This window comes from Bacteroides sp. DH3716P (genome assembly GCF_025914115.1).
Lineage (GTDB): Bacteria > Bacteroidota > Bacteroidia > Bacteroidales > Bacteroidaceae > Bacteroides > Bacteroides ovatus.
This window is the reverse complement of the sequence record NZ_CP083673.1, coordinates 2,194,952-2,206,857: the sequence shown is the minus strand read 5'-3', so window position 1 is coordinate 2,206,857 and position 11,906 is coordinate 2,194,952. Positions and strand designations below refer to the sequence as shown.

Below are 11,906 nucleotides of genomic sequence, written 5' to 3'. Positions count from 1 at the left end.
ACACCGTCAATAGGGCATTGGCGGCTGTCGGGGATACCTTGGGTATTAAACTTAAACATAATGCTGCTTAATTTTAATTAGTTACTTATCTCCAAGCCTTTCAGTTCGCAATTACTATTGGCACGCGTTCGTAATCTGATAGATTCACACCGCCGCCTGAAACAGTTTTTTGGTGACGGACAAACGTTGGCGAAAGAGGATGTCTGTGATATGGATAAAGACTTTGTGGAAAAATTCAAAGCTCTGATTGAGGCAAAGATGGGAGATTCAAATTTGAATGTAGAAGATTTGGGTAAGGATATGGGATTAAGTCGTGTGCAACTTTACCGCAAGATTAAATCTCTGACTAATTATTCTCCGAATGAACTGCTTCGTATAGCTCGTTTGAAGAAAGCTGCTTCTCTGCTTGCCTCGTCGGATATGACAGTGGCAGAGATCGGTTATGAAGTTGGTTTTAGTTCTCCTTCTTATTTTACTAAATGTTATAGAGAACAGTTTGGAGAGAGTCCGACAGATTTGTTGAAGAGGAAAGGATAGGATAGAATCTGCAAAATTTGGTGGTGAGCATTTATCTGTTTATACTTCTATGGAATTCATATGATAAAAATAAGAGGTAAGGAAATCTATTGACATACCTTACCTCTTATTTAATTCAGTATATGATTTACTGTATATTTATTAATTCATAATCAACTTATTCGTTTTTGGCTTATTCCACCATCTTTGGTTCTCTTGACCTCCCGATGTTACCCATTGTTCAAAGTCTGGATATGCTTCCAAGAAGTTTACTTCTTCTCTGGCATGATGTAAAGATGCAGGTACTTTTAATCCCCATATAAAGTTGTCTTCATTTACATAACTTTCGTTGCTGTTATAATAAACCGGGCTATAACCTTTTAAGTGGATTTCTTGTCCTTTATTAGTTTTTGCAATATAAAAGTCCATTTTACTGTCTTGTAGGCTTTTAACGTTAACAGGTGAGTTGAACACCAAGTAAATGGCCATCATTTTTTTAGGCTTTGTTTTTTCATTTACCTCCGTATTATAATACTTGTATCCGTTAGGAATGGCCGGTTTCTTTAGTGAAATAATCAATTCCCCTTTTGGGCCTTTTAGGATTTTGATATTTTCAGCCTCTTCAGGATTGTTACGCTCAAGATACATTTGAGTTTCTTCTAAATCAAGTTCATTATATTGTACTTCTGCCAAGCGGATATAAGGATTGTAGTCATATATACCTCCTATAGCTCTGATTTGGAATCCTATCATTAAGTATTCTGCATAACATTGATTGTGACTCCAATAAAAACCGTCAATTTGGAAATTATACCATGCAACAAAATCATTAAAATCATAATCGCCTAAAGCTGGATACATATCTTCGAACATAATAGTTCCGTTGCCATATCCCGGATAATTGAAGATGTTGTTCGTTTCAACTTCTTTATTAGCTCTTGTGGTAACTCTGGATAATGCCGTAGCGTTAGCAGGTACTACTATGGAAATAGTACCATTACTTTCAACAGGAACAGTTTGTATTTCAGAGCCATTACCATATTTTACATACACATTTTTTATATATGCAGGAATTTCAATTGGGAGTTCCAATTTTGATGTGTTGGCATCGACATCCATTCGAAGCATCAAAGCCTCTTCATTGCAATTTTCTTCTAGAAATACAGAAATAGTAGCAGTTGATTGACTGGCAATTTTCACTTTGGCATTTTGAGAACCTTTCCAGTCGAAATCGGCAGGTACTTCCAAGTCAGTCATCTTCTTTTCTTTCTCGGGTTGTTTACTTTCATCATAAAGGTTCTTCTCACAGGAGCTGAAAGCCAGTGCTCCCAATAAACAAGAAGCGAACAGGATAGTTTTCTTTTTCATAACAGCAGTGCTTGTTTTGTTAATAATAGGGTTGCTTTTAATGGGTACAAAGGTCGGGATTATTTGTAAATAAAGCAAATAAAGTTGCATATTTTATTTGAAATGCTTTTATTATTTGCAAATTCTTTTCTTTTTATCTAGTTTTGGAACTGAAATAAAGTAATGTTTGAGTGATGAAAGATTATAAAGTAGACAAAGCGAGTCTCTCCGCATCCTTTTGTCAAGAGGTGTATCAGGTTGTTCGGGAAATTCCGGTAGGTAAAGTTTCTACCTATGGGGGAATTGCCGCATTATTGGGAATGCCTCAATGTTCCCGTATGGTGGGGCGTGCTTTGAAACAGATTCCGGATGATTTATCTGCGCCTTGTCACCGGGTTGTCAATGCATCGGGACGCCTTGTTCCGGATTGGACAGAGCAGAAACAACTCTTGTTGGAAGAAGGGATCTCTTTCAAGCAAAATGGATGCGTAGACTTGAAAAAGCATCTCTGGAATTACTCCGTATCTGAATGAAATTTGCATATTTAATCTATTTTCCTTATCTTTGTGCCAACAATATGCAAGAACAGACTGTTATTTATTTATGAAAATACTGTTTTCTACTGTTCATTGAGAGGATAATCTTATCAAATTCTATTCCTTTTAAACTACTTAGTCTGTTTTCTTTAACCATTTAAAAAACGTCGGATCGTCATGTTACCATGTGACATGATTGAACCATGCGAACATTCAACTTGTTTATCGTAAGTGAGAATGAGGAACGCGGCAGTTGAAAACAAAACAAATATTATAATCTAAACCAATATATTATATGAGTAAAATAGAAATAAAGGATTTGTACCTTATCTTTGGTCACGAGAAGCAGAAAGCACTCAAGATGTTGAAAAAAGATAAGAGTAAAGAGGAAATTCTGAAAGATACCGGTTGTACGGTAGGAGTGAAAGATGCCAATCTTTCAATTAATGAAGGAGAGTTTTTTGTGATAATGGGACTCTCGGGAAGTGGAAAATCGACATTACTGCGTTGTATCAATCGTCTGATACGTCCTACTGCCGGACAAGTGCTTGTAAACGGAGTAGATATATCTAAAATATCCGAAAAAGAGTTATTGCAAGTTCGCCGGAAAGAGTTGGCGATGGTTTTCCAGAATTTCGGTCTGTTACCTCACCGTTCCGTATTGAGCAATATCGCGTTCGGTCTCGAACTTCAGGGAGTGAAGAAAGAGGAACGTGAGAAGAAAGCGATGGAAAGTATGAAGCTTGTCGGATTGAAAGGATATGAAAATCAGATGGTAGGCGAGCTTTCCGGTGGAATGCAACAGCGTGTCGGACTGGCCCGCGCTCTGGCTAATAATCCCGAAGTACTTCTAATGGATGAGGCTTTCTCTGCACTCGATCCTCTGATTCGTGTGCAAATGCAGGATGAACTGTTGGCTTTGCAATCGAAGATGAAAAAAACAATTGTCTTTATTACCCATGACTTGAGTGAAGCGATTAAACTGGGCGACCGTATTGCCATTATGAAAGACGGAGAGGTGGTGCAGGTAGGTACTTCAGAAGAAATACTGACCGAACCGGCTAACGATTATGTAGCCCGTTTTGTTGAAAACGTGGACAGGAGTAAAATTATCACCGCTTCTTCTTTAATGATTGACAAACCACTGGTGGCCCGTCTGAAGAAAGAGGGACCTGAAGTATTGATTCGTAAGATGCGTGCGAAGAATATCACCGTATTACCTGTCATAGACGCCGATGATAAACTGGTCGGAGAAGTACGTCTGAACGACCTGCTTAAGTTACGTAGCAGACAGGAAAAATCCATTGAAACGATTGTCCGTACCGAAGTACATTCTGTATTGGAGAATACAGTGTTGGAGGATATACTTCCTTTAATGACAAAGAGCAATTCGCCGGTATGGGTGATTGATGAGACGCATGAGTTTTTAGGAACAATCCCGCTTTCCTCCTTAATCATCGAAGTGACGGGGAAAGATAAAGAAGAAATAAACGAAATAATTCAAAACGCAATAGATTTATGATAAATATAGGACAATATATAGAGATGGCCATCAATTGGATGATGGTACATTTTTCCACTTTCTTTGATGCCGTAAATGCAGGCATCGGTAGTTTTATTATAGGATTCCAACACGTACTTTTTGGAATACCTTTTTATATAACCATCCTGGTACTTGCTGCACTCGCATGGATGAAGGCAGGACGTGGTACGGCAATTTTCACCGCATTGGGATTATTACTGATTTATGGAATGGGATTTTGGGAGGCTACCATGCAAACCTTGGCTCTCGTTTTTTCATCTACCTGTCTGGCCCTGATTGTAGGTGTACCTTTAGGAGTGTGGACGGCAAACAGTCCGCGTGCAGAGAAAATACTTCGTCCTGTTCTCGACTTGATGCAGACGATGCCTGCTTTTGTTTATCTGATTCCTGCCGTTTTGTTTTTCGGATTGGGAGCAGTGCCAGGAGTGTTTGCCACCATTATCTTTGCTATGCCTCCTGTGGTCCGCCTTACTGGATTGGGAATTCGGCAAGTTCCTAAAAATGTAGTGGAAGCTTCCCGTTCGTTCGGGGCTACCCGTTGGCAGTTATTGTATAAAGTGCAGCTTCCTTTGGCGTTGCCAACCATCCTGACAGGTGTCAATCAGACAATAATGATGTCGCTTTCTATGGTTGTCATTGCTGCCATGATTGCTGCCGGTGGTCTGGGAGAAATTGTATTGAAAGGTATTACCCAAATGAAAATCGGACTTGGGTTTGAAGGTGGTATCGCAGTTGTTATTTTAGCTATCATCTTAGACCGTATCACACAAGGAATGGCAGGACGAAAAAATAAGAACTAAACGGAAAGGATAAAATACGTATGAGAATATATAAAATAGTAGGAATAGTATTGTCAGCTATACTTTTGCTGGCTTCCTGTACTAATTCAGACTTAGAGAAAAAGAAAGTAAAAATAGCCTATGCCAATTGGTTGGAAGGTATTGCCATGAGCCATTTGGCTAAGGTGGTATTGGAAGAACATGGATATGAGGTTGAATTGCAAAATGCTGATCTTGCCCCTATTTTTGTATCTATGTCAGGAAAGAAATCAGATGTGTTTCTGGATGCCTGGTTACCAATAACGATGAAAGATTATATGGATCAGTATGGAGACAGCATCGAATTTCTGGGTGAGGTATATGGAGAAGCCCGTGTAGGACTGGTTGTTCCTCAATATGTTACGATCCAGTCTATTAGTGAGCTGGAAGCTAACAAAGACCGTTTTTCTTCCGAAATAGTGGGAATTGATGCCGGAGCAGGGATAATGAAGACGACCGATAAGGCCATTGCTGCTTATGGACTTGATGGGTATACCCTCATGACTTCAAGTAGTTCCACCATGCTGGCTTCTTTGAAAAAAGCGATGGACAAAGGAGAATGGATTGTCATCACGGGGTGGACACCGCATTGGATGTTCGACCAGTTTGACTTGAAATTCTTGGATGATCCGAAGAAAGTATATGGAGACTTGGAAGAAATACATGCTATTGCATGGAAAGGATTCAGTGAGAAAGATCCGTTTGCTGCCGAATTCTTTGGCAACATCAAACTAACGACAGAAGAACTTAGCTCTTTTATGACAGCTATGAAGGATGCCCGGATGGATGAAGAAGAAATAGCCCGTAAATGGAGGGATGAACATCGGCAGTTGGTGGATAGTTGGATTCCGAAGTCAGAGAATAAATAGATTGGAGCATTGTGATTCTTAATTTTAAATATAAAATAGACATGAACTCTAGTGGGAAAAAGGGAGTATTGTTTATGTTAGACAGAGTTCATACAATAAAAAAGCGGTAATCTTCTACAAGATTACCGCTTTATATTTATAGGGTATTACTATTATTCAGCACCCCAGTTTTCTCTAGCCAAACGTTTGTAGCTGTTGTAACGCCATTTAGCGTTTTCTTCAGCAGCTTTGAACAGTTCTTCAGCTTCAGCAGGATATTGTTTCATTACAGAAGCGTAACGAACTTCACCCTTCAAGAAACCTTGGAAATCTTCCCAGTTCGGTTCTTTGCTATCCAATTGGAATGGGTTCTTGCCTTCTTCTTCCAAAGCCGGGTTGTAACGCCACAAGTGCCAGTAACCGCACTTAACAGCTTTTTCTTCTTCTTCCTGGCTCTTACCCATACCTGCTTTCAGACCGTGGTTGATACATGGAGCGTAAGCGATAATCAAAGATGGTCCCGGATATGCTTCAGCTTCACGGATAGCTTTCAGAGTTTGAGCTTGGTCAGCACCCATAGCGATCTGTGCAACATATACATAACCGTAAGTAGTAGCCATCAGACCGAGGTCTTTCTTACGTACGCGCTTACCAGCAGCAGCGAACTTAGCGATAGCACCTACCGGAGTAGCTTTAGAAGACTGACCACCTGTGTTAGAGTAAACTTCAGTATCCAGAACGAGGATGTTAACGTCCTTACCGGAAGCGATTACATGGTCAAGACCACCATAACCGATATCGTAAGAAGCACCGTCACCACCAATGATCCACTGGCTGCGTTTTACAAGATATTGTTGCAGTTCAGCGATTTGTTTGCAGTGGTTACATTTATCCTTGTTAGCTTCAACAACCGGAATGATCTTAGCAGCCAATTCCTTAGTCTTGTCCGCATCCAGCATATTGTTGATCCATTCAGCGAACAGTTCTTTCACTTCAGCAGGAGTGCAATCAGCAGCAATAGCCTCGTTCATCACTTTCACGAGGCGAGCACGCATCTTTTCGTTAGCCAGTTCCATACCCAAACCGAATTCACAGAAGTCTTCGAACAGTGAGTTAGCCCAAGCAGGACCGTGTCCGTTTTCGTTTGTAGTATACGGAGTAGAAGGAACAGAACCAGAGTAGATAGAAGAACATCCGGTAGCGTTAGCAACCATTTCACGGTCACCGAACAATTGAGAAATCAATTTCACGTACGGAGTTTCACCACAACCAGAGCAAGCGCCGGAGAACTCAAACAACGGAGTAGCGAACTGTGAGTTCTTCACGTTAGCCTTGATATCAACAAGATGTTGTTTAGTCTTCACGTTTTCAGCACAGTAAGTCCAGTTTTCAGCTTGAGCCAATTGGCTTTCGAGGTGTTTCATTGTCAATGCTTTGCCACCCTTCTTCGGATTACCCGGACAGATGTCGGCACAGTTACCGCAACCCAGACAGTCGAGAACGTCCACCTGGATACGGAATGTCATACCGTCGAATGCTTTACCTACAGCTTTCAGTTGTTCGAACTTAGCACCCTTCTGCTCTTCAGCGTCGAGTACGAACGGACGGATAGAAGCGTGAGGACAAACGTATGCACACTTGTTACACTGGATACAGTTTTCCGGATTCCATTCAGGAACGAATGCAGCTACACCACGTTTTTCGTATTTAGCAGTTCCTTGATACCAAGTACCGTCTTCGATACCCTTGAATGCAGATACCGGCAACAAGTCACCGTCTTGTGCATTGATCGGACGAACTACTTCGTTGATGAATGCAGGATCGTTGTTTTCAGCTTTTGCGTCATCCGGAAGGTTAGCCCAAGCAGGATCAACAGCCAAAGTCTTGTATTCACCACCACGGTCAACGGCAGCATAGTTCTTGTTAACAACGTCTTCACCCTTCTTGCCGTAAGACTTAACGATGAATTTCTTCATCTGTTCAACAGCTTGGTCTACAGGAATAACGCCTGTGATACGGAAGAATGCAGATTGAAGGATAGTGTTGGTACGGTTACCCAAACCAATTTCCAGTGCAATCTGTGTTGCATTGATATAGTATACGGAAATATTGTTCTGTGCGAAATACTTCTTAACCTTGTTAGGTAAGTTCTTAGCCAGTTCTTCACCTTCCCAGATTGTGTTCAATAAGAAAGAACCGTTCTTACGCAAACCACGAGTTACATCGTACATGTGCAGGTAAGCCTGAACGTGACAAGCAACGAAGTTCGGAGTGTTTACCAAATAAGTAGAACGGATCGGATTATCACCGAAACGCAAGTGAGAACAAGTGAAACCACCTGACTTCTTAGAGTCGTATGAGAAGTAAGCCTGGCAGTGTTTGTCAGTGTTGTCACCGATAATCTTTACAGAGTTCTTGTTAGCACCTACTGTACCGTCAGCACCCAAACCGTAGAATTTAGCTTCGAACATACCTTCGCCGCCTAAAGCGATTTCTTCTTTTTGAGGAAGAGAAGTGAAAGTAACGTCGTCTACGATACCGATAGTGAAGTGGTTCTTCGGCATTGGCATAGCCAAGTTTTCGAATACTGAAAGGATTTGAGCAGGAGTAGTATCTTTTGAACCCAAACCGTAGCGACCGCCAACGATAACCGGAGCATTTTCTGCACCGTAGAAGCAGTCTTTAACGTCAAGGTAAAGAGGTTCGCCGTTAGCACCCGGTTCTTTAGTACGGTCAAGAACTGCGATAGTCTTAGCAGTCTTAGGTACAGCAGCCAGGAAGTGTTTAGCAGAGAACGGACGATACAGGTGTACGGCAACCATACCCACTTTTTCGCCGTTTGCTACCAGGTAGTCGATAGCTTCGCGGGCAGCTTCTGTTACAGAACCCATAGCGATAATTACGCGTTCTGCATCTTCTGCACCATAGTAATCGAACAAACCGTATTTACGACCTGTGATCTTAGAAATTTCATTCATGTATTCTTCTACGATAGCAGGAACTGCTTCGTAGTAGTTGTTGCATGATTCACGATGTTGGAAGAAATGGTCAGGATTTTCAGCCATACCACGAGCTACCGGTTTCATCGGGTTCAGTGCGCGGGCACGGAATTCAGCCAAAGCTTCCTGGTCGATCAGCGGAGCAAGATCATCATTTTCCAACATTTCAATCTTTTGGATTTCGTGAGATGTACGGAAACCATCGAAGAAGTTCATGAACGGAACACGAGATTTGATGGTAGCCAAGTGAGCAACACCAGCCAAATCCATAACTTCCTGTACAGAGCCTTCAGCCAACATAGCAAAGCCAGTCTGACGAGCTGACATTACGTCTTGGTGGTCACCGAAGATACACAATGCGTGAGAAGCCAATGTACGAGCAGACACATGGAATACGCAAGGCAAGAACTCACCGGCAATTTTGTACATGTTAGGGATCATCAGGAGAAGACCCTGGGAAGCAGTGTAAGTAGTAGTCAACGCACCAGCCTGAAGAGAACCGTGAACTGCACCGGCAGCACCACCTTCAGATTGCATTTCCTGTACCAATACTGTTTCGCCGAAGATGTTCTTACGTCCTGCGGCAGCCCATTCGTCTACGTACTCAGCCATAGTCGAAGAAGGAGTGATGGGGTAGATAGCTGCTACTTCAGAGAACATATACGAGATATGCGCTGCAGCCTGGTTACCATCACAAGTGATGAATTTCTTCTGTTTAGTCATAACTAAATTAAATATTTAAGTAAATAAATCTTTTAATATAAAAAGCCGAACATCCAGAGAGGTATCTGGTTGCCCCGACCTATTTCAGCCTTATGCAACGCGTACGTTACATTCGGATTGTTCTTGATCTTTGCGCCTTCCTGGCAAATTTTGAACGGCATTACTTCGTCCACCATAAAAGAGACGTTTTTATCTCCTTTATGTACCTTATGGTCTTTCCATAAAGAATTTGCAAAGAATGTGTCGAGCACATCCTGCTCTTCCACTTTCACCGGATAGATGGAATACATCAGGTTGGAGTTGTGCATCATTATCTTCGAAGGTTTTTTAGGGAATTCTTCCCCTTTCGGATAAACCAGATTAATGAGTCGCGCATCTGCCAGATACTTGATATAGTTCATCACCGTGGCGCGAGATGTCTGTATGTCGCTTGCCAGTTGGCTCACATTTGGAGCCTTCGGCCCGTCGACAGCGAGCAAATATAGTAATTTTTTTATCTTTGAAAGATATTTCAGTTCAATTTGTTTGATGAGAAGTATATCTACTTCCACCATCATGTTCATCGTTTTCAGCAGATTCTCCGAAAAGTTACGTTTTTCAAGGAAGAACGGATAGAATCCGTGGTGCAGGTAATCCTGAAAATAGTCAAGCGGACGGACTTTGGAGAGTACTCCTTTGGCAATCTGTTCGTGAGTGCTAAGAATTTCTTCGAGGCTATATGCCCTGAATTTCATGCCTGTTTGCAAGTTTAGGAATTCACGGAAAGAGAATCCACGCAGGTTATAGCTCTTGGCGATATCACGTAATTCAAGATTTTCTTCTTTCAGTCGCATCACGGACGAGCCGGTGAAGACAATTTTCAGGTTAGGAAAACGGTCGTAACACATGCGTAACTCTTTGCTCCATTCCGGATGTTTGAACACCTGGTCGATCAACAATACTTTTCCGCCACGTTTCTGAAATTCGTTGGCGAAGTCTACAATGCTGTGGCCCGAGAAATAGAAGTTGTTCATGTTGATGAACAGACAGGAACGGTCGTTCCCGAATTTCTCTTTGGCGTATTGGAGAAGGAAAGTGGTTTTTCCTACGCCACGTGTCCCTTTGATACCAATCAGGCGGTCGCTCCAGTCGATCTCGTCCATAAGATCGCGGCGAACGGGGGCATTGGTGTGCTCAACGAGGTAGGCGTGTGTGCGGTAGAATGATTCCATTTCAGTTCTTTGTTTTTCGGGTGGCAAATATACTGCTTTTTTTAGGATTTGCAAAGTAGAGATGGCAAAATTGTGTGTTTAATTCCAACTTTCTGTTTATTGTAGTCATTCCTGACTATTTCCTGTATATATTTGCAGAATAAAGTTTTGAATTCATTTGAAATGACAAAAAAGGCTCTTTATATATTCAATCCGGAACATGACTTGGCGTTGGCCAGCGGTGAAACGAACTATATGGCTCCGGCTTCGGCCAGACGTATGGCTTCCGAGTTGGCTTTGCTTCCGATGTGGTATGCAGAGGAGGGGAGTGCTGTATTAGCTCCTTCCGCTTATAATCTCGGCTATGTGAAGAAGATACAGGAATTATTAGGACTTTCGGTTGATTTGATGACAGAGCCGGAACTTGCTATTGAACCGAATTTGGATATTCGTCCTTGGGGATGGGATGTAGCTTTGCGGAAACGGCTTTCAGGGCTGGGCATGGATGAAGCCCTGCTTCCTTCTATGGAGCAATTAGACGGTTTGCGGGAATACTCCCATCGTTCTAAAGCCGTCTCATTGCTTCCGGAATTACAACTGAATGAATATTTCTGCGGAGAATCTTATTATTTGAAGACACAAGAAGAATGGAAAACCTTTGTGGAAGAGCGGGAATGCTGCCTGTTGAAAGCTCCGCTTTCGGGAAGCGGTAAAGGCTTGAACTGGTGTAAAGGCATATTTACTCCTTTTATATCCGGTTGGTGTACGCGTGTGGCTGCTTCGCAGGGTGGAATCATTGCGGAACCTATGTATAATAAGGTAGAAGACTTTGCCATGGAGTTTTATTCCGATGGTACAGGTGAAGTGACATTTATGGGATATTCCCTCTTCCATACCGGAAAGAGTGGAATGTATGAAGGGAATCGTTTGCTTTCTAATGAGGCAATCTGGAAACAACTTTCGCAATATGTCCCTTCAAAGGTTCTGACGGATTTGGAGAACTGTTTGAAATACAGGCTTTCTGCGTTGGTAGGAACCGTTTATAAAGGTTATCTTGGAGTTGATATGATGATTTGTCGGTTTCCGGAAAATGAAAAGCTGTTTTTTCGGATTCATCCCTGTGTGGAAATTAATCTGCGCATGAATATGGGAGTTGTTGCGCGTTTTTTATATGACCGTTATGTACGTTCTGATTCAACAGGGCGTTTTGTGATTGATTATCATCCTTCGGAAGGTGAAGCCTTGCAGGAACATGAACGAATGTCCGCAACTTATCCGTTGGAGATCAGGGAAGGTAGAGTGTACTCCGGTTATTTACCTTTGGTTCCTGTTCATAGAAGAAGTTGTTATCGGGCGTGGATATGGGTAACTCCTGATAATATTTAA

The 11,906-nt window shown here is 41.9% G+C and carries 8 protein-coding genes and 1 pseudogene; 6 read left to right on the top strand and 3 right to left on the bottom strand.

What is annotated here, in order from left to right; translation table 11 throughout:
• Positions 1-87: 87 nt before the first annotated feature.
• Positions 88-537: pseudogene (locus tag KQP79_RS07965) on the top strand (helix-turn-helix domain-containing protein); the annotation flags it as partial.
• A 141-nt stretch (positions 538-678) separates the two neighbouring features.
• Here KQP79_RS07965 and KQP79_RS07960 read toward each other — a convergent pair.
• A complete protein-coding gene (locus KQP79_RS07960; RefSeq protein WP_224262624.1) occupies positions 679-1,884 on the bottom strand; it encodes an LruC domain-containing protein in 1,206 nt (401 codons plus the stop codon).
• Between the two features lie 173 nt (positions 1,885-2,057).
• Here KQP79_RS07960 and KQP79_RS07955 point away from each other — a divergent pair, with 173 nt between their 5' ends.
• The 4 genes from KQP79_RS07955 (at position 2,058) to KQP79_RS07940 (ending at position 5,629) form a co-directional block, all read left to right on the top strand.
• The gene (locus KQP79_RS07955; protein WP_061448590.1) at positions 2,058-2,396 is read left to right on the top strand and encodes an MGMT family protein; all 339 of its coding nucleotides are present in this window, start codon (positions 2,058-2,060) and stop codon (positions 2,394-2,396) included.
• A gap of 298 nt (positions 2,397-2,694) precedes the next feature.
• On the top strand, positions 2,695-3,921 hold the full coding sequence (locus KQP79_RS07950) for a quaternary amine ABC transporter ATP-binding protein (RefSeq protein WP_061448591.1): 1,227 nt from the start codon (positions 2,695-2,697) through the stop codon (positions 3,919-3,921).
• Positions 3,918-4,742, top strand: a complete 825-nt coding sequence (locus KQP79_RS07945; protein WP_015531536.1) for an ABC transporter permease — start codon at positions 3,918-3,920, stop codon at positions 4,740-4,742. Before KQP79_RS07950 ends, KQP79_RS07945 begins: the two co-directional genes overlap by 4 nt.
• A gap of 20 nt (positions 4,743-4,762) precedes the next feature.
• Positions 4,763-5,629 (top strand): glycine betaine ABC transporter substrate-binding protein, encoded by an 867-nt coding sequence (locus tag KQP79_RS07940; RefSeq protein ID WP_004312808.1) that lies wholly within the window; start codon positions 4,763-4,765, stop codon positions 5,627-5,629.
• A 152-nt stretch (positions 5,630-5,781) separates the two neighbouring features.
• Here the strand turns inward: KQP79_RS07940 and nifJ are convergent, their stop codons facing one another.
• Both nifJ and KQP79_RS07930 read right to left on the bottom strand, forming a co-directional pair.
• Positions 5,782-9,330 carry a pyruvate:ferredoxin (flavodoxin) oxidoreductase gene (nifJ, locus tag KQP79_RS07935; RefSeq protein ID WP_061448592.1) on the bottom strand — a complete coding sequence of 1,183 codons (3,549 nt, stop codon included), beginning with the start codon at positions 9,328-9,330 and terminating at the stop codon, positions 5,782-5,784.
• Between the two features lie 32 nt (positions 9,331-9,362).
• A complete protein-coding gene (locus KQP79_RS07930) occupies positions 9,363-10,541 on the bottom strand; it encodes an ATP-binding protein (RefSeq protein ID WP_004311727.1) in 1,179 nt (392 codons plus the stop codon).
• A gap of 162 nt (positions 10,542-10,703) precedes the next feature.
• Here KQP79_RS07930 and KQP79_RS07925 point away from each other — a divergent pair, with 162 nt between their 5' ends.
• Positions 10,704-11,906 (top strand): hypothetical protein, encoded by a 1,203-nt coding sequence (locus KQP79_RS07925; RefSeq protein WP_061448593.1) that lies wholly within the window; start codon positions 10,704-10,706, stop codon positions 11,904-11,906.